21 protein-coding genes are annotated in these 18,467 nt (G+C 64.7%); 11 read left to right on the top strand and 10 right to left on the bottom strand.

Features of this window, described 5'->3' with window-relative positions:
- Window positions 1-13 precede the first annotated feature (13 nt).
- The 6 genes from ABFP37_RS03165 to ABFP37_RS03140 form a co-directional block, all read right to left on the bottom strand.
- Window positions 14-1,522: an NAD(P)H-hydrate epimerase gene (locus ABFP37_RS03165; protein WP_347032710.1), complete on the bottom strand. Its 1,509-nt coding sequence runs from the start codon at window positions 1,520-1,522 to the stop codon at window positions 14-16.
- Window positions 1,523-1,605: 83 nt separating this feature from the next.
- Window positions 1,606-1,953 (bottom strand): holo-ACP synthase, encoded by a 348-nt coding sequence (locus ABFP37_RS03160; protein ID WP_018776647.1) that lies wholly within the window; start codon window positions 1,951-1,953, stop codon window positions 1,606-1,608.
- 4 nt (window positions 1,954-1,957) lie between these two features.
- Window positions 1,958-3,850 carry a glutamine--fructose-6-phosphate transaminase (isomerizing) gene (gene glmS / locus ABFP37_RS03155; RefSeq protein ID WP_347032709.1) on the bottom strand — a complete coding sequence of 631 codons (1,893 nt, stop codon included), beginning with the start codon at window positions 3,848-3,850 and terminating at the stop codon, window positions 1,958-1,960.
- A gap of 122 nt (window positions 3,851-3,972) precedes the next feature.
- The gene (locus ABFP37_RS03150) at window positions 3,973-4,599 is read right to left on the bottom strand and encodes a signal peptidase I (protein WP_347032708.1); all 627 of its coding nucleotides are present in this window, start codon (window positions 4,597-4,599) and stop codon (window positions 3,973-3,975) included.
- A gap of 13 nt (window positions 4,600-4,612) precedes the next feature.
- A complete protein-coding gene (locus tag ABFP37_RS03145; protein WP_347032707.1) occupies window positions 4,613-5,236 on the bottom strand; it encodes a hypothetical protein in 624 nt (207 codons plus the stop codon).
- A gap of 71 nt (window positions 5,237-5,307) precedes the next feature.
- Complete coding sequence (locus ABFP37_RS03140) at window positions 5,308-5,844, bottom strand: alternate-type signal peptide domain-containing protein (RefSeq protein ID WP_347032706.1); 537 nt, start codon at window positions 5,842-5,844, stop codon at window positions 5,308-5,310.
- Between the two features lie 197 nt (window positions 5,845-6,041).
- Between ABFP37_RS03140 and coaA the strand changes: the two genes are divergently transcribed.
- Window positions 6,042-7,007, top strand: a complete 966-nt coding sequence (coaA, locus tag ABFP37_RS03135) for a type I pantothenate kinase (protein WP_078027199.1) — start codon at window positions 6,042-6,044, stop codon at window positions 7,005-7,007.
- Window positions 7,008-7,017: 10 nt separating this feature from the next.
- Here coaA and ABFP37_RS03130 read toward each other — a convergent pair whose 3' ends face one another.
- Window positions 7,018-7,383 (bottom strand): hypothetical protein, encoded by a 366-nt coding sequence (locus ABFP37_RS03130; RefSeq protein ID WP_347032705.1) that lies wholly within the window; start codon window positions 7,381-7,383, stop codon window positions 7,018-7,020.
- On the opposite strand from ABFP37_RS03130, the gene ABFP37_RS03125 reads away from it, so the two are divergent.
- Together ABFP37_RS03125 and mscL are read left to right on the top strand one after the other, a co-directional pair.
- Complete coding sequence (locus ABFP37_RS03125) at window positions 7,376-7,942, top strand: M15 family metallopeptidase (protein ID WP_347032704.1); 567 nt, start codon at window positions 7,376-7,378, stop codon at window positions 7,940-7,942. The two genes, ABFP37_RS03130 and ABFP37_RS03125, sit on opposite strands and share 8 nt — an antisense overlap.
- A 42-nt stretch (window positions 7,943-7,984) precedes the next feature.
- Window positions 7,985-8,392 carry a large conductance mechanosensitive channel protein MscL gene (gene mscL, locus ABFP37_RS03120; protein ID WP_347032703.1) on the top strand — a complete coding sequence of 136 codons (408 nt, stop codon included), beginning with the start codon at window positions 7,985-7,987 and terminating at the stop codon, window positions 8,390-8,392.
- A gap of 72 nt (window positions 8,393-8,464) precedes the next feature.
- Here the strand turns inward: mscL and glmM are convergent, their stop codons facing one another.
- The 3 genes from glmM to rplM form a co-directional block, all read right to left on the bottom strand.
- The gene (gene glmM, locus ABFP37_RS03115) at window positions 8,465-9,826 is read right to left on the bottom strand and encodes a phosphoglucosamine mutase (protein ID WP_347032702.1); all 1,362 of its coding nucleotides are present in this window, start codon (window positions 9,824-9,826) and stop codon (window positions 8,465-8,467) included.
- A gap of 241 nt (window positions 9,827-10,067) precedes the next feature.
- Window positions 10,068-10,460, bottom strand: a complete 393-nt coding sequence (rpsI, locus tag ABFP37_RS03110) for a 30S ribosomal protein S9 (RefSeq protein ID WP_347032784.1) — start codon at window positions 10,458-10,460, stop codon at window positions 10,068-10,070.
- A 152-nt stretch (window positions 10,461-10,612) separates the two neighbouring features.
- On the bottom strand, window positions 10,613-11,056 hold the full coding sequence (gene rplM, locus ABFP37_RS03105; RefSeq protein ID WP_078027203.1) for a 50S ribosomal protein L13: 444 nt from the start codon (window positions 11,054-11,056) through the stop codon (window positions 10,613-10,615).
- A gap of 307 nt (window positions 11,057-11,363) precedes the next feature.
- On the opposite strand from rplM, the gene ABFP37_RS03100 reads away from it, so the two are divergent.
- The 8 genes from ABFP37_RS03100 (at window position 11,364) to ABFP37_RS03065 (ending at window position 18,462) form a co-directional block, all read left to right on the top strand.
- Window positions 11,364-12,029, top strand: a complete 666-nt coding sequence (locus ABFP37_RS03100; RefSeq protein WP_347032701.1) for an A24 family peptidase — start codon at window positions 11,364-11,366, stop codon at window positions 12,027-12,029.
- A gap of 270 nt (window positions 12,030-12,299) precedes the next feature.
- A complete protein-coding gene (locus ABFP37_RS03095) occupies window positions 12,300-12,506 on the top strand; it encodes a Flp family type IVb pilin (RefSeq protein ID WP_347032700.1) in 207 nt (68 codons plus the stop codon).
- 100 nt (window positions 12,507-12,606) lie between these two features.
- Window positions 12,607-12,996: a TadE/TadG family type IV pilus assembly protein gene (locus tag ABFP37_RS03090; RefSeq protein ID WP_347032699.1), complete on the top strand. Its 390-nt coding sequence runs from the start codon at window positions 12,607-12,609 to the stop codon at window positions 12,994-12,996.
- A complete protein-coding gene (locus ABFP37_RS03085; RefSeq protein WP_347032698.1) occupies window positions 12,984-14,003 on the top strand; it encodes a Tad domain-containing protein in 1,020 nt (339 codons plus the stop codon). The genes ABFP37_RS03090 and ABFP37_RS03085 overlap by 13 nt, the downstream gene beginning before the upstream one ends.
- Before the next feature lie 49 nt (window positions 14,004-14,052).
- A complete protein-coding gene (locus tag ABFP37_RS03080) occupies window positions 14,053-14,820 on the top strand; it encodes an RcpC/CpaB family pilus assembly protein (protein WP_347032697.1) in 768 nt (255 codons plus the stop codon).
- Complete coding sequence (locus ABFP37_RS03075) at window positions 14,817-16,022, top strand: AAA family ATPase (protein WP_347032696.1); 1,206 nt, start codon at window positions 14,817-14,819, stop codon at window positions 16,020-16,022. The genes ABFP37_RS03080 and ABFP37_RS03075 overlap by 4 nt, the downstream gene beginning before the upstream one ends.
- Window positions 16,019-17,515, top strand: coding sequence for a CpaF family protein (locus tag ABFP37_RS03070; protein WP_347032695.1), 1,497 nt, complete (start codon window positions 16,019-16,021; stop codon window positions 17,513-17,515). Before ABFP37_RS03075 ends, ABFP37_RS03070 begins: the two co-directional genes overlap by 4 nt.
- Window positions 17,512-18,462, top strand: coding sequence for a type II secretion system F family protein (locus ABFP37_RS03065; RefSeq protein WP_347032694.1), 951 nt, complete (start codon window positions 17,512-17,514; stop codon window positions 18,460-18,462). The genes ABFP37_RS03070 and ABFP37_RS03065 overlap by 4 nt, the downstream gene beginning before the upstream one ends.
- The last annotated feature ends 5 nt before the right edge of the window (window positions 18,463-18,467 follow it).

Raw genomic sequence — 18,467 nt, 5'->3', positions numbered from 1 at the left:
CGGGAACTTGGTCTTACCGTAGCGGGTGGGTGTGACTATTACGATTTCCGCGCCGCTGATTACTAAGCGTGCTGACTTTATCCCAGATTCCGGGTATGGCGTCGGCAATCCGCCCCGCGGTCAGCGGCGCGCCGCCGGACGCGGCAGCTCCGGCGCGGGCATGAAGGCTTGCCGCCATGGCGGCAATGGCCGCCCACCGCTCGTCCGGATCGATGCCCGCCGCACCGAAACGCCCGACGTCGGACCCCACCTGGGCGAGCAGCGCGCCGATGACGCCGGCCAGCACGTCGCCGCTGCCGGCCGTGGCCAGCCAGGGGGTGCCGTCGGCCTGGCTGTAGAAGTCCTGGTAGGGGGACGCCACCAGTGTGGTGGCGCCCTTGAGCAGCACGGTGGCCTCGGTGAGGCCCGCTGCCTGCCGGGCCGCCGCGAGGGTGGACGCCTCCACCGCGGCGCGGTCCAGGCCGGCTCCGAGGCGCGTCAGCAGTGTTGCGAGCTCACCGGCGTGCGGGGTCAGGACCACCTGCGGGGCCAGCACATCCGGGAGCACGGGCAGCGCGCCGGCGTCCGCCACGGTGGGCAGGCCTGAATCCACCGCATCGCGGACACGCTGCATCTGGTCGTCGTCCGAGCCGTCCATGCCGGAGCCCACGAGCCACGCCTGCACGTGCGTCCCGGCCACCGTTCCGGAGCTGCACACCACCTCGGGACAGCTCTGCCGGATGAGGTCGGCAACGTCAGGCGGGCCAAGGTAGCGAACCATTCCCACACCGGCGGCCAGTGCGCCGCGGCAGGCGAGCACGGCGGCGCCGGGATACGCCGGGGACCCCGCCACGATGCCGAGGACACCGCGGGAGTACTTGTGCGAGCGGCGCCCGGGTTTGGGGAGGAGGGCGGCGAGATCCGAAGCTTCCAGCCGCCGCAGTGCCGGCCACGGAAGCCCGTCCTCGATCCCGATCGGGACAGTGTGGACCCGTCCGGCGAAGTCGGCGCCCGGGTCGGTCAGCAGGCCTGCTTTGGCGGCGCCGAAGGTGACGGTGAGATCGGCTGGGAGCACCGGGTCCGCGGCCTCGCCGGTATCGGAGTTCACGCCGCTCGGAACATCGCAGGCCACCACAAGGCCGCGGTTACCGCGGGCCAGCAGGGCAACGAGCTCTGCGGCGGCACCGCGGAGCCCGCCCTGCGCGCCGGTTCCGAGCAACGCATCAATAACGACGTCGGCCCTCCCGGCCGCCGCTGCCAGCTCACCGGCATTCGCGTCGGTCAGGTTGCACACGCGGCCCCCGGCGCGCTCAAAGGCCGCCAGTGCGTCGGGATGGGCGCTGCCCGAGGCGAGGACCGCCGTCGTACGCATGCCCCGTCCGGCGAGCTGAGCGGCCGCGAAAAGGCCGTCCCCGCCGTTGTTGCCTTTGCCGGCAAGGACCGCCACGCTGGCGCCGTAGAGCCGCTGGCCGCGGGAGCGCAGCTCCCCGATGACGGCGTTGGCGAGGCCGTGGGCCGCCCGCTGCATGAGAACAGCGCCCATACCTGAATCCAGTAAAGGCTTTTCAGCCTCGCGTATCTGGGTTCCGGTATAGGCGCTGATCATTCAGTGCAGTCCGTTCGGTATCAGCCCTCGGCCAGGACGGTGGCGGTGGCAATGCCGCCGTCGTGGCTCATGGACAGGTGCCAGCGTTTGACGCCCTTGGCCTCAGCCACTGCCAGCACGGTGCCCTTGACCTGGATGGTGGGGCCGTTCTGGTCCAGTCCGATCCAGCAGTCCTGCCAGTTCATGCCGGCGGGAGCGCCCAGGACCTTCGCCACGGCTTCCTTGGCGGCGAACCGCGCAGCCAGGGAGCGGGTATTGAGTTCGCGCTCGGCCGGAACGAACAGCCGGTCGCGGAGCCCGGGGGTGCGCTCCAGCTGCCTGCCGAAGCGTTCAATGTCCACAACGTCTACGCCTATGCCAACAATCATGTGCTTACTCTACGGTGACGCTCTTGGCCAGGTTGCGTGGCTGGTCCACGTCGTATCCCTTGGCCGTGGCGAGTGAGAGGGCGAAGATCTGCAGCGGCACGGTGGCCAGCAGGGGCGCCAGGAGGGTGGGGGTCTCCGGGATATAGAAGACGTGCTCGGCGTAGGCCTTCACGGCCTCGTCGCCTTCCTCGGCGATCACGATGGTCTTCGCGCCGCGGGCCCGCACTTCCTGGATGTTGGAGACCACCTTGGCGTGCAGCGAGTCGCGGCCGCGCGGGGACGGAACCACCACGAAAACCGGCTGGCCTTCCTCGATCAGGGCGATCGGGCCGTGCTTGAGCTCGCCGGCGGCGAAGCCCTCGGCGTGGATGTAGGCAAGCTCCTTGAGCTTCAGCGCGCCTTCCATGGCCACCGGGAACCCGACGTGCCGGCCCAGGAACAGCACGGACTTCGCGTCCGCCATCGCCCGGCCGAGTTCCTTGATCTGGCCCTCGTTGTCCAGGATCCGCTGGATCTTGGCAGGGATCTTGGCCAGGTCCGCGAGGATGTCCTTGATCTCGCCCTGGAACTTGTTCCCGCGCAGCTGCGCGAGGTACAGGCCCAGCAGGTACGCGGCCGTGATCTGGGCCAGGAACGCCTTCGTGGACGCCACCGCGATCTCCGGGCCGGCGTGCGTGTACAGCACGGCGTCGGATTCGCGCGGGATCGTGGAGCCGTTGGTGTTGCAGATGGACACCGTCTTGGCGCCCTGTTCCTTCGCGTACCGGACAGCCATCAGCGTGTCCATGGTCTCCCCGGACTGGGAGATCGACACGATCAGGGTGTTCTCGTCCACGATCGGGTCGCGGTAGCGGAACTCGTGGGAGAGCTCCACTTCGGTGGGGATCCGGCACCAGTGCTCGATCGCGTACTTCGCGACCTGCCCGGCGTACGCGGACGTGCCGCACGCCAGGACGATGATCTTGTCCACGCTCTTGAGCAGCGCCGGGTCGATCCGCAGCTCATCCAGGGTCAGCTTCCCGTGGATGTCCGACCGTCCCAGCAGGGTCTGGCCCACGGCGTCGGGCTGGTCATGGATTTCCTTCTCCATGAAGGACGGGAACCCGCCCTTCTCAGCGGACTCCGGATCCCAGTTCACGTGGTATTCCTTGCCCTCCGCGGGGGCGCCGAAGAAATCGGTGATCGTCACCGAATCAGCGGTGATGGTCACGATCTGGTCCTGGCCCAGCTCCACCGCGCGGCGGGTGTAATCGATGAACCCGGACACATCCGAGCCGAGGAAGTTCTCGCCCTCACCCAGGCCCACCACCAGGGGCGAGTTCCGGCGCGCGGCCACCACGACGTCGGGCTGGTCGGCGTGCACCGCGAGCAGCGTGAACGCGCCCTCGAGCCGCTGGCATGCCAGCTCCATCGCCCGGGTCAGGCCGCCGTCGGAAACGTCGCCGCCGAGCTTGTTGCGGAAGATGTCGCCCAGCAGCGCCGCGGCGACCTCGGTATCGGTCTCGGAGGCGAACTCCACGCCCTTGGCCACGAGCTCGAGCTTGAGCTCGGCGAAGTTTTCGATGATGCCGTTGTGGATCAGCGCCAGCTTCCCGCCGTCAGACAGGTGCGGGTGCGCGTTCTGATCCGTCGGGCCGCCATGCGTGGCCCAGCGGGTGTGACCGATCCCGGTCAGCGACTCCGGCAGCGGCCGCGCGTCCAGCTCAGCGAGCAGATTGCTCAGCTTCCCGGACTTCTTCCGCGAGGAAATCTCCCCGTCCGCGACGACCGCGATGCCCGCCGAGTCATAGCCCCGGTACTCCAAGCGGCGCAGACCTTCAAGAACAACATCCAGCGCAGTGTGCCCGGCATCAGCCCGGCCCGACGTACGCCCTACATAACCCACGATTCCACACATGGGTATAAGCCTAACCGGCTTTGGAGCGCGGAGGCGACGCCAATCCCGAGGGTTACGCCACCTGTCCCGGCCCTGAGACGGGCCTCAGGCGGCCTCGACGCCGGGGATTCTAGCGGGAGGCGTCATGCAGTTTCCCCTCCCGCGTGCCGGCGCCGGCTGCGGATGGCCCGGAGGATGAGGAGGGCGCCGTAGCCGATCAGGCCCGCAGCGCCAATGGTCGCCCAGAGGCTGCGGTCGGCGTTGCCCAAGGTGTTGGCAACGTACCCGACGAAGGGAACGGCGTAGAACAGCTTGCCCTTGACCTGCAGCTCCCTGACCGGGTTGGGGTCGTTGACGTCGTTGTTGTCGCCCTTGGTGATCAGGGTCTTTTCGCCGGCCTGGGTTGCGCTGAACCCGACAATCCGGTGCGTCTCGACGCCCGGTTTCCCCGACTCGAGCTGGAACGTGACGATGTCGCCGTACTTCAGCTCGCTAAACGCGGCGGGCTTTACCACCAGGAATGTGCCCGGGGAGTACTTCGGTGCCATCGAGTTCGTAAGTACCGTGTAGGTCTGGGACCCGGTGGCCCGGGGCACGAGGATCAGCACGAGGGCCGCGAAAACCAGGACCATGAGCAACCCGAGGGTGACGAGCCGGCCGGCGGCGGCAAATCCACGGCGCGCCCGCGAACTGCTGCCGGCAGGGCCGGGCATGCTACTGGCCGGCTTCCCCTGGCTCTTGGATGCGCGCTTGCGATCAGGATTCCCCACAACGGGAAGGCTATCAAGCGCAGCCACTGGGCACCCCGCAGAGCTGGTGAGCGGTGAGGGGGATCGAGATGCTCACGGCTTGTCCTTTCACAGTGGCTGGAGCGGTGGAGGAGAGTTTGACTTCGAAACAGATGATGGTGGTTGCGCCCTTGGGGACTGCCGCCGTGGTCAGGCCAGCCGGCGTGAGCTGGGTATAGCCCGTGGTGGTGCTGCATTCGGCGGTCGTCGCCACGTTCTTGGCGCTAAGGGTCAGATACGTTGCCAGCGTTCCCCCGCCCGCGTTCGTGACTGTTGGGGCGCCTGCGGTGACGCTGATGCTGAACTGTCCACCGGCGTCCGAATTGTTGGTGATCGAAGCGCTGGAATGGACCGCGGTGCCCGGCGTCAGGGCCGCTAGAGGCGTGCCCGAGGTGGTTAGGGCGAGGGTGGCCGCCCCTCCGCCGGCCAGCGTCATGTTGGTCATCTGGCCGGAGGGCAGCCCCGTGAGGCTGACGTTGAATGATGCGGCGGATACGGATCCGGGTGCAGCCGAGGTGCCGACGTTCCACAGCGCATAGCTGCCCTGCACGGTCAGGAGTCCCAGGAGCACCGCCGCGGCGATCAACGCGGCGGCCCGCAAACTACGCGGGATGCCCATGATTCCTCCTCCTGACCCTGATCCGGTAACGGCGACGTGCGGCCTCAGGGCCGCCGTGCGCCGGTATCAGACTAGGCCAGGCCGGACTGGGTGACCTGCTGCAGGGTAAAGGCGACGTTGCCGAAGTTGTATGTCTTGGTCACATCTGCACGCCCCGTGGTGGCGGACTTGAACTCGAACGTCATGGTGGCCGTGACCTGCTGGGAGGTCGTCAGCGGGTTGGTAACCACGGTGCTGGTGCTGCCGAGGGTGAGCACCGGATCGGTGACGATGACGTTGGCCGGGGTGAACCCGTTGGCTGCGCCGGTGCCGGTGGCAGTGATGTCGGCAGCCATCTTGTTCCCCGTGAGTGTCACGTCCAGGACCTGGGTGTAGGTCAGCTTGTCACCGGGAACCACCTTGTAGGTTGCGATGTTGATGGTCGCGCCGGCGCGGTCGGTCCACACACCGGCCGCAGTCTTGGCGACGTTCAGGTCGCCGGCGACGACGGTGCCTGGCGCCGCGTTGTCCGATGCGTTCCAGGAGGCCAGCGTGCCGCCGCCGCCGAGAAGCAGGGCAGCGCCTACGGCGATGGCGGCGGTTCCCTTGATCAGTGCGCTGTTCTTCATGATGAGACCCTTCAAATTCTGTGATGACTGGATTTCCTTCTGCACATCACAATGCCGGGGCAGGCTCAGGACTCGATGCCACAAAGAGTCAAGATTCACTCAAGAAATTTTCAGAGCGTACTTCATCTGGCCGCCACAGGGACGCCGGCTGGTGCCTTCATTTCGCTATGCGCGTCGCGAGGGGCAGAATCTCTAGGGTGACTTCGCAACGCAATGAAGCGAACGGGGAGGGTGTCTCGCCGTTCGTGGAGCTGGACCGGCAGACCTGGTCCCGGCTCGCAGCCCAGATGGAACAGCCCCTTAATGAAGAGGATGTGCTGCGCCTTCGTGGGCTCGGTGACCCCCTGGACATGAAGGAGGTCCGCGAGGTCTACCTGCCCCTGTCCCGGCTGCTGCACCTCTATGTGGAAGCCGCCGGCCAGCTGCACGCCGCCACCACAACCTTCCTGGGCGAACAGACCCAGCGCACCCCCTTCGTGATCGGTGTGGCGGGCTCCGTTGCCGTGGGCAAGTCCACCATTGCCCGCGTCCTCCGCGAGATGCTTCGGCGCTGGCCCGGAACCCCCAACGTTGAACTGATCACCACAGACGGCTTCCTGTACCCGCTCGCTGAACTCAAGCGCCGCCAGCTGCTTGAACGCAAAGGGTTCCCGGAGTCCTATGACCGGCGGGCGCTGCTGCGCTTTGTGAGCGAAATCAAGGGCGGCGCCGAGGAAGTCCGCGCCCCCTGGTACTCGCACGTCACATATGACATCGTGCCCGGCAAGGAAGTGGTGGTCCGCCGCCCGGACGTCCTCATCGTCGAGGGGCTGAACGTCCTGGCCCCCGCGCGCCCCCGGCATGACGGCCGCCAGGGGCTGGCGCTGAGCGACTTCTTCGACTTCTCCATCTACGTGGATGCCAAGACGTCGTACATCGAGGAGTGGTATGTGGACCGCTTCCGGAAGCTCCGCTCCACCGCCTTCGCGCAGCCGGAGTCGTATTTCCACCGTTACGCGACGCTCTCCGACGACGAGGCCGAAGTCACGGCCCGCGACATCTGGAAGCGCATCAACGAACCGAACCTGGAAGAGAATGTGCTGCCCACGAGGGGACGGGCCCAGCTGGTCCTCACCAAGGAAGCCGATCATTCCATCCGCCGGATGCTGCTGAGGAAGGTTTAGCACAGGTGTGCTACGACTGCTCCCCCAGCATGGACCGGGTTCCGCAAGCGCCCAGCCGCCGGTCAATCGCCAAGCTGCTGGTCGCCGGTGCCGGGCTGTCCGCCCTGGCCGCGTGCACTCCGGAGAGCCCGGGCCCGGCATCCTCCGCCGCAACGGGAACCGCCCCGGCCTCCGCTTCCGCTTCCGGCTCCGCGCGCGCCGCGTCAGGCGCGGCCTCGGCGCCGGCGTCCTCCTCTGCGTCCGCGTCAGCACCGCCGTCGTCCGCGTCCCCGGCGGCCTCCCCCTCAACGTCTGCGTCGGCGCCGCCGTCGGCCGCCTCCAGCCTGCCGAGGCAGTACTCGCTGACCGACCCCGCCAGTCCCTGGCTGGTGGTCAACAAGCACCGGCCGCTGAAGCCAGCCAACTACGTCCCCGCGGATCTGGTCCAGCCGCGCGTCGCCCTCGCCGTTTCCGGTGAGGCGGCACTGCTGAACCGCACGACGGCGGCTGCCGCCGAACGGATGTTTGCGGCAGCAGCGGCTGCGGGCGTGACCATGACGCTGGCGAGCGGATACCGTTCCTATGCCACACAGACCGCCACGTACAACGGCTATGTCAGTGCCCGGGGACAGGCCGCTGCGGACACCGCCTCCGCGCGGCCGGGCTATTCCGAACACCAGACGGGCTGGGCCTTCGACATCGGCGACGGCGGAGGCGCATGCAGCTTCCAGCCGTGCTTTGCCGAACAGCCGGCCGCGGTGTGGGCCAAAGCCAACGCCTACCGGTTCGGCTTCGTGGTGCGCTATCCGTTCATGCTGCATCCCATCACGGGGTATTACTACGAGTCCTGGCACCTCCGCTACATCGGGGTCGAGGCCGCCGCGGACATGAAAAAGCGCGGAATCAGAACCCTTGAAGAGTACTTCGGGCTGAAAGCCGCGCCGGGCTACCCCTAACGGCCCGCCGCCATGGCGCGGCGGTGCGGTAGTTTGGGTGCCATGCTTACTGGATTCAAGAAGTTCATTCTCAAAGGCAATGTCATCGATCTGGCGGTGGCGGTCGTCATCGGTACGGCGTTCAGCGCGGTGGTCGACGCCCTGGTCAAGAGCGTCATGATGCCACTGATCTCGTTGCTGGTGGGGCAGCCTAAGTTTGATAATTTCCTGGCGTTCGGCGACGTGCGGATCGGCGTCCTGCTGACCGCGGTTGTTAACTTCCTGCTTGTTGCCGCCGCCATTTACTTTGTCATCGTCATGCCCATGAATCTCATGATCGAGCGCCGTAACCGCCGGCTTGGGATTAACCAGGACGTCAAGGAGGAAGCCGCCGAAGATCCGCAGATCGCGCTTCTCACCGAAATCCGGGATGCGCTGCGCAGCCAGTCCGGCGTCAACAAGGAACTATAGCTACGAACGAAAAAGCGGTCCGCCTCCCGTAGTGAACTAGGGAGGCAGACCGCTTTTGCATGTGCGGCTTTGTCAGTCGCCGACGAGCTCCAGGGCCAGCTCCGACTTAACAACCTGTGCCAGGCGCTCGGCGATGACCTGGGCGGTGTGCTGGTCGCCGGCCTCCACCATGACGCGTACAACCGGTTCGGTGCCCGAGGGGCGCAGGAGAACGCGTCCGGTGTCGCCCAGTTCCTCCTCGGCAAGCTTCACGGCTGCGGCAAGGGCGACGTCGCCGTTGACGCGGGACCGGTCCACGTCCTTCACGTTGATGAGGACCTGCGGGAGCTTGGTCATGATCGTGGCCAGTTCCTTGAGCGGACGGCCGGTGAGGGCAACCTGCGCCGCCAGCTGCAGGCCGGTGAGGACGCCGTCGCCGGTGGTGGCGTAATCGGCCAGGATCACGTGGCCGGACTGTTCTCCGCCGAGGTTGAAGCCGCCAGCGCGCATTTCCTCGAGGACGTACCGGTCGCCGACGCCGGTTTCGCGGACGGCGATGCCGGCTCTGCGCAGGGCGATCTTCAGGCCGAGGTTACTCATGACGGTGGCCACCAGGACGTTGTCGGTGAGCTTGCCGGCGTCCTTGAGCGCGACGGCGATGATCGCCATGATCTGGTCGCCGTCCACTTCATTGCCTTCGTGGTCCACGGCGAGGCAGCGGTCGGCGTCGCCGTCGTGCGCAATGCCGAGATCCGCGCCGTGGGCAACCACGGCGGCCTTCAGGGGGCCGAGGTGCGTGGAACCCACGCCTTCGTTGATGTTCAGGCCGTCCGGCTCAGCGCCGATCACCACAACGTCCGCGCCGGCGTCCTTGAAGACCTGCGGCGAACAGCCACTGGCGGCACCGTGCGCACAGTCGAGGACAACCTTCAGGCCGTGCAGGTTGTGCGGCAGCGTTCCGAGGAGGTGGACGATGTAGCGGTCCTCGGCGTCGGAGAACCGCTGGATGCGGCCCACTTCGCCGCCCACGGGCCGGAAGGGCTCCTTGCCCATCTGTTCCTCAATGGCGTTCTCAACCTCGTCGGGGAGCTTCTGGCCGCCGCGGGCAAAGAACTTGATCCCGTTGTCCGGTGCCGGGTTGTGGGAGGCGGAGATCATCACGCCGAAGTCGGCATTCAGGTCAGCCACAAGGTAGGCAGCTGCCGGCGTGGGCAGAACACCGGCGTCGTAGACGTCGATTCCGGAGCTGGAAAGCCCCGCTTCCACAGCGGCGGCGATGAACTCGCCGCTGGCGCGGGGGTCCCTCGCCACCACGGCCCGCGGCCGCGCACCGTCAGCGGTGCGTTCATGGCCAAGCACGACGGCGGCGGCCTGGGCCAGCTGCAATGCGAGCTCGGCAGTCAGTAGGCCGTTCGCCAGGCCCCGGACACCGTCTGTTCCAAATAATGTAGACATCGGGTCAAGTTTAGACGATGTGCGTGCCCGCCCCTGCCTCGGACGGCGCCAACACAGGGGTCCGCTGATGTTTGCCCAGCTCACCGCGACATCCGGCTTTTCACATCCGCCAGCCGCAGGGAGCTCGTTGCGTAACCGAGGACGCGTCCCTCAAAGCGAAGAACCCCGCTTAACGGCAGAAGCCCGTCCCGCCGAATGGCGGAACGGGCTTCTGGAAGCGGTTGAACGCTTGAAAGCGGATTTAGCGCTTCGAGTACTGCTGAGCCTTACGGGCCTTCTTGAGACCGGCCTTCTTACGCTCGATGACGCGGGCGTCACGGCGCAGGTAACCGGCCTTCTTCAGGGTGGCGCGGTTGTTCTCGGTGTCGATCTCGTTCAGTGAACGGGCGATGCCGAGGCGCAGGGCACCGGCCTGGCCGGAAATGCCACCGCCGTGGATGCGGGCAATGACGTCGTAGGCGCCGTCAAGATCGAGGATCTTGAAGGGCTCGTTGACGTCCTGCTGGTGCAGCTTGTTCGGGAAGTAGTTGGCCAGCTCGCGGCCGTTGATGGTCCACTTGCCGGTGCCGGGCACGATGCGGACGCGTGCAACGGCTTCCTTGCGGCGGCCAACTGCTGCGCCGGCAACGGTCAGTGCCGGGCGTTCCTTCTTCGGCGCTTCTGCTTCCGCAGGACCGCTTTCCGAGGTGTAGCTGGTCAGGGTTTCCTCGGCCACAACGGCCTCGGTGGTCTCTTCGTTCTGAGCCACGGTTCTCCTTGTATAGATAAGTTGTTTGGTGGCCAGGACTACTGGGCGACCTGGGAAATTTCGAACGTCTTGGGCTGCTGGGCGGCGTGCGGGTGCTCTGCACCGCGGTAAACCTTCAGCTTGCCCAGCTGCTGTGCAGCGAGGGAGTTCTTGGGGAGCATGCCCTTGATGGCCTTCTCCACGGCGCGGACCGGGTTGGATTCCAGCAGCTCCGCGTAGGTGACGGAGGTCAGGCCGCCCGGGTAGCCGGAGTGGCGGTAAGCGCGCTTCTGCTCGAGCTTGGCGCCGGTGAGGGCAACCTTCTCAGCGTTGATGATGATGACGAAGTCGCCCATGTCCATGTGGGGCGCAAAGGTGGCCTTGTGCTTGCCGCGCAGCAGGATTGCGGTCTGGCTGGCAAGACGACCAAGGACAACGTCTGTGGCGTCAATGACGTGCCACTGGCGGTTGATATCGCCGGGCTTCGGGGTGTACGTACGCACGGTGTTTGCCTCGTTCTTGTTCTGGCGTTCTTGTTTAGGTGTCACGTAAGGGTGTGCACCTACTATCTATGCGCTACCGGAACAGAGGTGAGGGCTCTATGAATCCAGTGGTCCCGGAGTCTCGAATGTGCCCGAGGAGTAGTTATCCTGCAACCGGATTCTCAGCGGGCACGCATCATCGAGAAAGGACACGCACAACGACTACCAAGAATAGCGCGAACCGGGCACCAGGGTCAAAATGGGGTATCCGGTGGCGGGGCTTGGATGCCCGCGCCAGCGCCGGGCCCGTTCCATGCCAGGAGTCTTTGTGTCCCTAGTAGGTATCACCAGCAGCGCAGCTCCTCTCTTTGTCCTCGCCATCGGACTGCTGGGCGTGCTCCTTGGAATGCTCACCGAACGGCTCATCGCCAAGACCCTCCCCCGCCTCGGCGGGCTCCCTGGAATGAGGACAAGAATTACGACGGCGGCCCTCACCGGCGTTCTCTGCGCCGCCTTGGCTGTCCGGTTTGGAATGGACTGGTCGCTGCCGGCATTTTTGGCCCTTGGCGTGCTCGCCGTGCAACTGGCCCGCATTGATTTTGCCCACCATTTATTGCCGAATCCGCTCGTCCTGGCCCTGTTGTCGGCCGGCCTGGGTCTCTTCGTCATCAGCAGCGCGGCCACTGCAGGCTGGGCCGAGCTGCTTCGCGCAGCCGCCGGCGCCGCCATCCTGTTCGTCATCTACCTGATTCTGGCTATTATTTCGCCCAGCGGCATCGGAATGGGCGACGTGAAGCTTGCCGCCCCAGTAGGCCTGTACTTGGGCTACTTGGGCTGGAGCCAGCTGTTCTACGGCGGCGCCCTCGGGTTTGTGGTGGGCGGTATTTTCTCCGTCGTCTTGATTTCCTTTAGGCGCGCCGAAAAACCCGCCGAAGTGGCCTTTGGGCCTTCCATGCTGGCTGCCGCCCTGGGGCTGGTGCTGTTCACGTCCTAGCCGACGGCGGCATCTGGCTTCCGGCCGCGATAGCCGCGCAATGAAACTAAGTCCAGCTTAGTAATCCAAGTATTTTCCTGCTTGTAGATTTCCAATCTGAGTACCTTTTTTGGGGGCTACCTATGGGTCCCCCGGAAATTCGGGTATGGCTACGCATTGTTGCCGGCGCACCCCCGGTGGAATTCTTTAGCTATCGAAGCACCGACCCTTCGCGGAATTGGGGGGATCCGGTCGTCGGTAATTAATTCCATCTACTTTAAGGAAAATACAATGACTACTCTCATGGTCTCGGTCCTTGCATTCGTCTCCGGAGTCAAGGATCGGCTGGAATCCGAAAAAGGCGCCACCGCTACCGAGTATTCGCTGCTCGTGGCATTCATCGCCTTCGGCATCATCCTCGGCGTGACGGCTTTCGGCGCCGGTCTCAACGACTGGTTCACGGTACTCGGGGCCACGGTCAAAGGCTGGGCCAACTAGGCGATCCGTCTCGTCCAACCCAACTGGTGCGCCGCGTTTCACCCTACGTAGGCGCGGCGCACCATCCCTTTTCGGCTGCATCTATTCGCGGGGGTACCCAGTGACACGCAGCAGTTCAAAAACGCAGTGGCGCGACCGCGGCGCCGTCGCCGTCGAGTTCGCCCTCGTGGCACCCATTCTTCTGACGCTGATCGCAGGAATCGTGGAGTTCTCTCACGCCTTCAACCTGCAGATCTCAGTAACCCAGGCCGCACGTGAGGCAGCCCGCACCATGGCCATCAAGGACGACCAAAGCGAGGCTGAGCTGGCCGCAGCGGCCGGCGCGCCCGGACTGAACACCGGGGACTTTGGCTACTCCTTCACTCCAAGTGCCTGCGCCGACGATGAGAGCATTACGGTCACTGTCACCTATTCGGCAGCCACGCTAACGGGCCTGTTCGGCAAGACCGTTACGGTGGACGGAGTAGGAGCCATGCGATGCGGCGGCTAAGGAATCCCCGGACCGACCCAGAAAAGGGTGCGGCGGCCGTCCTCGTGGCCGTCATGATGCTGGTGCTCATGGGCGCCGGCGCACTGGCAGTGGACGTCGGCCAGATCTACGCAGAACGGGCGCAACTGCAAAACGCCGCCGACGCCGGCGCAATTGCCATCGCCCAGGCCTGCCACGCAACGGGATGTACGCAGTCCGAAGCGGAAGCCATCGCCCAGGCCTTGGCCAACAGCAATTCAAACGACACGTCGTCTAACGTGCTCCAAGTCGACATGTCCGTGGCCAACCAGGTCACCGTCAGAACAACCACCCGTGACGGCACCAGCGGGGCGGGATTCCTGCGGTCGTTGTTCAGTTCGGCACTTGATGCCCCGCCCGCAACGGTAGGAGCTCACGCAACCGCGGCCCTGGAATTTCCCACACGCGGTTCGGGATTTCCCTTGGCCATATCCAACCACTGCTACAACCTTTCGGACGCCGTTGCCACCGGGGTGGTCCAGAAAATCTCCTACAAGCCGGGCGGAACGTGCACCGGGCCGTCAGGAACACAGATCCCAGGGGGTTGGGGCTGGCTGGACCGCAGCTCACCGTGCGTGGCAGTGACACAAAACGGCACCAATCACGTCGGTTCGGATCCGGGCAACAACCCTCCCACTGATTGCCAAGACATCCTTTCCCGATGGAAGTCAGCCATCCTCGCCGGCGGGGAAGTGGATGTTGCCTTCCCCATCTTCGACGACGCCACCAACCAGGGACAAAACGGCCAATTCCACATTATTGGCTACGCCACATTCAGGATCTGGGGCTGGAAGTTTGGTAACAACGGCGTCTACGAATTTCGCAACACAGCTACCTCTCCGGGAATGACCAGCGCTCTCGCCTGCTCCGGAGGAAACAACCGCTGTGTAATCGGTCAATTCATTAAATTCGAGTCAATCGACTCCTTTAGCGAAGGGTCGAGTGGAGGAACGAATTTGGGAACCGTAATTATCAAGCTCATCGACTAAGGGCTACCGCATAGATAAACGATATTGAATAATTCTTAAGGGGAATACAGTGAAAACTCGCCTACTGGGAGGCATTGCCGCTCTGATTGTGGCAATCATCGGAACCGTGTTGCTGGTCTCGTACGTGCAAAACGCTGACAAGCGCGCCATGGCCGATACCGAAACGGAAAGTGTCTACGTCGTTGAGAAGGCCGTTGCGGCCGGCACCGGTGTGGACAAGATGGCAGACGCCGTCGTCAAAAAGGAAGTCCCCAAGCTCGCCATCGCCGCCGGCGCCGTCACGGACCTGGGCGATGTGAACCAGAAAGTCACAGCCGTGGCCCTGATGCCTGGAGAGCAGCTTCTTTCAACTCGGTTGGTGGATGCCGACGCCTTCCTTGGGCCTTCCAGGGTGCAGGTACCTGCGGGCATGCAGGAGATCACCCTGAAGCTGCCCATTGAACGTGTGGTTGGCGGCAAGATTGCCGCAGGCGACACCGTGGGTGTCTTCCTTTCGGTAGAGGACTCCGGCGCGAAAACCAGCGGCACACAGCTGACTTTTCACAAGGTCCTGGTGACGGGGGCCCAATACAGCAACGGCAGCGCCGCCAAACCGCAGGATTCGGCGGCCGAAGAGGAAGCCACCAAGGGTGCACTCACTTCGAAGAAGAGCAGCTCCTCTGACGAGACGTACATGATCACCCTCGCCCGCAACTCAGCCGATGCCGAGCGGATCATCTACGCCGCCGAATTCGGCCACGTATATCTTTCCAAGGAACCGGCGAACGCCGTCGAAGCCACGTCCGGCGTCGTGAACAGCGCAAGGCTGTTCCGATGAGCCGCTTCGTGCTCATCACGCCGAATTCCGATTTCGAACGCCGGATGCAGCTGGCCGTGGCCGGCATGCACGGTTCGCTCCAAGTGTTCCAGGCGGACTACCTGCCCGAAGGGCCGCACGATTTCCTGCGGCAGTTGGTTGGAGAGCCTCCGGAGGTGCTGATTCTCGGCCCCGGGCTCCCCGCTGACGGATCGCTGAAGCTGGCATCGGTGATGGATCTCCAATATCCCGAGATCAGCGTGGTGCTGGTTGTTCCCGAGACCAAGGAAGTGGTCTTACAGGCCATGCGTTCGGGCGTGCGGGACCTCCTCGATCCGGCGGCCGACCCCGACTCCATCCGCGTCATGCTGGAGCGCGCCAGCCTCGCAGCCGCCGGCCGCCGTCGGGGTTTGGCCCCCGGAACGTCCGAACACGCAGATCACGGCGCCGGCGGAAGGGTCATTGCAGTCATGTCCCCCAAGGGCGGTGTGGGCAAGACCACCGTGGCAACCAATCTGGCCGTCGGCCTGGGGAAGTCCGCTCCCATGGGCGTGGTGATCGTGGACCTCGACCTCCAGTTCGGAGATGTTGCCAGCGGGCTGATGCTGGATCCGGAGCACACCATCACCGATGCCGTGGTGGGGGCCGCCAGCCAGGACTCCATGGTCCTCAAGACGTACCTCACCGTCCATCCGGCCGGCATCTACGCCCTGTGCGCGCCCCGGAACCCGGTGGAGATGGACAGGATTTCCGGTGAACACGTCACCAGACTTCTCAACCAGCTCCGCGAGGAGTTTCACTACATCGTCGTAGACACGGCACCCGGCCTGGGAGAGCACGTCCTGGCGACACTCGAGCAGGCCACCGATGCTGTCTGGATCTGCGGCATGGACATTCCGAGCATCCGCGGCCTCAAGACGGGTTTCCACATCCTGGCCGAACTGAATCTGCTCCCCGAACGGCGGCACGTGGTCCTGAACATGACGGACCGCCGCGCCGGCCTGACGCTGCAGGACATCGAGGCGACCATCGGCGCTCCTGTGGACGTCGCGCTCCCCCGCTCCAAAACGCTGCCCTTCTCCACGAACAAGGGTGTTCCCATCCTGCAGGACGGCAGCCGGGACGCGGCTAGCAAAGGGCTCCGCCAACTGGTGGAGCGATTCAAACCCAATTGGGAAGAAAGACCTCACAAGAAGCTGCACAGAAGGGCGGTAGTCCAGTGAAGAACCTGACAGACCGGTTCCAGCACCTCCGTGGCGAGGCCAAGGCCCAGCCCGAGGCGCCCAAGCCCTTCGAGGGCGTCTTCCAGCCCAAGGTGGCGCCCGCCACCCTGGGGCAAAAGCACCAGGCGCAAACGGCCGAGGCCGCGGCAAACGCGACGGCCGCAGTGGAGCTCCCACAGGTCGCATCTGTCGCAAGCGAGGCCCTGAACGCCCTCAAGGAGAGGGCTACCCATACGCTCTTTGAGCGGTTGGGGTCGCGCATCACGGATTCATCCCTCGAGGACGAGGAACTGCACCAGTTCGTCCGCGATGAGCTGAAGGTCGTGGTCGACGAGGAGCAGGTACCGCTATCCACTTCGGAGAGGCAGCGGCTCATCCGGGAAATCATGGATGACGTGCTGGGCCACGGGCCCATCCAGCGCTTCCTTGATGACCCCTCCATCACTGAGATCATGGTGAACCGCTACGACCAGGTGTATGTGGAACGCCAGGGCCGCCTCTTCCAGACCGACACGAAATTCGGTTCGGATGAAGCCTTGCGCAGGGTGATCGAACGCATCGTGTCCAAGGTGGGACGGCGCATCGACGAATCGTCCCCGCTCGTGGATGCGCGGCTCGCCGACGGCTCCCGCGTCAATGCCGTCATTCCGCCGCTCGCCGTCAACGGGCCTGCTCTCACTATCCGCAAGTTCGGCCGTGATCCGCTGACCGTCCACAACCTGATTTCGCTGGGGAGCCTCTCCCCGGAAATGGCGGAACTCCTTCAGGCATGCGTGCTGGCCCGGATGAACATCATCGTCTCGGGCGGTACCGGTACGGGTAAAACCACACTCCTCAACGTGCTCTCCTCGTTCATCCCGTCAGATGACAGGATCGTGACGATCGAGGATGCCGTGGAACTCCAGCTGCAGCAGGAGCACGTGATCCGCCTCGAAAGCCGCCCGCAAAACATTGAGGGCAAGGGCGAAGTTTCCATCCGGGACCTCGTGAGGAATTCGCTCCGCATGCGGCCGGACCGGATCGTAGTGGGCGAAGTCCGCGGCGGCGAGTGCCTCGACATGCTGCAGGCCATGAACACTGGCCATGACGGCTCCATCTCCACGGTCCACGCTAACTCCCCCAGGGACGCCATTTCCCGCCTTGAAACGCTGGTCCTCATGGCCGGAATGGATATCCCGCTCCGCGCGGTCCGCGAACAGGTCGCTTCCGCAGTGAACCTGATCGTGCACATCACCAGGATGCGCGACGGCTCACGCAGGGTCACCCACGTCACCGAGGTCCAAGGCATGGAAGGGGAGGTTGTGACCCTCCAGGATGCCTTCGTGTTCGACTATTCGGCAGGTATTGACGCCAATGGACGATTCCTGGGCAAGCCGGTGCCCACCGGCGTACGGCCGAGGTTCACGGACCGTTTCGCCGAGCTCGGCATCGAAATTTCGCCGGCAGTGTTCGGCGCATCGCTTGCCGGCGGTCCGCCGGCAAGGGGGCGATGAGAATGCCCGGGGACACCGGCGTCTTCGTGGTGGCGCTGTTCCTGCTTTACCTTGCCATTTTCCTTACTTTTGGCGTGGCACTCAGGCCTCGATCGGCACTCCCTATGTCCCGCCGCCGTCCGGATTCGCCCGCGAAGCCGACAGCCCTGACACGGCTGACGGATCAGGCGATAGGAGCGCTGAACAAAGGAATCAAGAAGCGCGGGCCCGGGCTTTTGTCCCGGGACCGGCTGGACGAATGCGGTCTGAAGAAAGGGCCGGGCGACTATCTGCTCATGGCCGGTGTCATCACCCTCATGGCGGGGGTGTTCGGTTTCTTCCTTGGCGGCCTTTTCGCGGCTTTCTTCCTGACCCTGCTGACACCATTGACTCTCCATCTCCTGCTGAACTTCCTCGCTGGGCGCCGCCGGATGCAGTTCGACCAGCAGGTGCCCGACACCCTCCAGATGTTCGCCGGCGGCCTCCGGGCGGGGCACAGCCTTCTACGGGCCGTTGACGCGGCTGCCCAGGAGAGCCACCCGCCAATGTCCGAGGAGCTCAGCAGGATCGTCAACGAAACGCGCATCGGCAGGGACCTCGGAGAATCCCTGGCGGATGTGGCTAGACGAACCAAGAGTGAGGATTTCCTGTCTATCTCGCAGGCCATCGAGATCCACCGCGAGGTGGGTGGCGACCTTGCCGAGGTCCTGGACCACCTTGGCGACACAGTCCGTGACCGCAATCAGGTGCGCGGCCAGATCCGGGCCCTGAGTGCGGAAGGCCGGATGTCCGCCATCGTTCTCATGGCGCTGCCGGTTGTCATGTTCATTGGCCTCATGCTGTTCAACGAGCTGTACTCCCGGGTCTTCAGCAGCACTCTGCCCGGCTTCCTCATGATCGCAGCGGCTGTTGTTCTTCTGACCGCAGGCGGTTTCTGGCTGAGCCGCATCATCAAACCGAAGTTCTAGAAAGT

It is taken from the genome of Burkholderia sp. RS01 (assembly GCF_039748055.1).
In the GTDB taxonomy this organism is placed as follows: domain Bacteria; phylum Actinomycetota; class Actinomycetes; order Actinomycetales; family Micrococcaceae; genus Arthrobacter.
The sequence above is the reverse complement of the archived record's forward strand: the minus strand, read 5'-3'. Positions and strand labels throughout refer to the sequence as shown.

What these genes read in the sequence shown, in the direction of transcription:
- ABFP37_RS03165 (WP_347032710.1), bottom strand. Translation starts at nt 1,522, where the DNA reads ATGGGCGCTGTTCTCATGCAGCGGGCGGCCCACGGCCTCGCCAACGCC.
- ABFP37_RS03160 (WP_018776647.1), bottom strand. Translation starts at nt 1,953, where the DNA reads ATGATTGTTGGCATAGGCGTAGACGTTGTGGACATTGAACGCTTCGGC.
- glmS (WP_347032709.1), bottom strand. Translation starts at nt 3,850, where the DNA reads ATGTGTGGAATCGTGGGTTATGTAGGGCGTACGTCGGGCCGGGCTGAT.
- ABFP37_RS03145 (WP_347032707.1), bottom strand. Translation starts at nt 5,236, where the DNA reads ATGGGCATCCCGCGTAGTTTGCGGGCCGCCGCGTTGATCGCCGCGGCG.
- ABFP37_RS03140 (WP_347032706.1), bottom strand. Translation starts at nt 5,844, where the DNA reads ATGAAGAACAGCGCACTGATCAAGGGAACCGCCGCCATCGCCGTAGGC.
- mscL (WP_347032703.1), top strand. Translation starts at nt 7,985, where the DNA reads ATGCTTACTGGATTCAAGAAGTTCATTCTCAAAGGCAATGTCATCGAT.
- glmM (WP_347032702.1), bottom strand. Translation starts at nt 9,826, where the DNA reads ATGTCTACATTATTTGGAACAGACGGTGTCCGGGGCCTGGCGAACGGC.
- ABFP37_RS03095 (WP_347032700.1), top strand. Translation starts at nt 12,300, where the DNA reads ATGACTACTCTCATGGTCTCGGTCCTTGCATTCGTCTCCGGAGTCAAG.
- ABFP37_RS03085 (WP_347032698.1), top strand. Translation starts at nt 12,984, where the DNA reads ATGCGGCGGCTAAGGAATCCCCGGACCGACCCAGAAAAGGGTGCGGCG.
- ABFP37_RS03075 (WP_347032696.1), top strand. Translation starts at nt 14,817, where the DNA reads ATGAGCCGCTTCGTGCTCATCACGCCGAATTCCGATTTCGAACGCCGG.
- ABFP37_RS03065 (WP_347032694.1), top strand. Translation starts at nt 17,512, where the DNA reads ATGAGAATGCCCGGGGACACCGGCGTCTTCGTGGTGGCGCTGTTCCTG.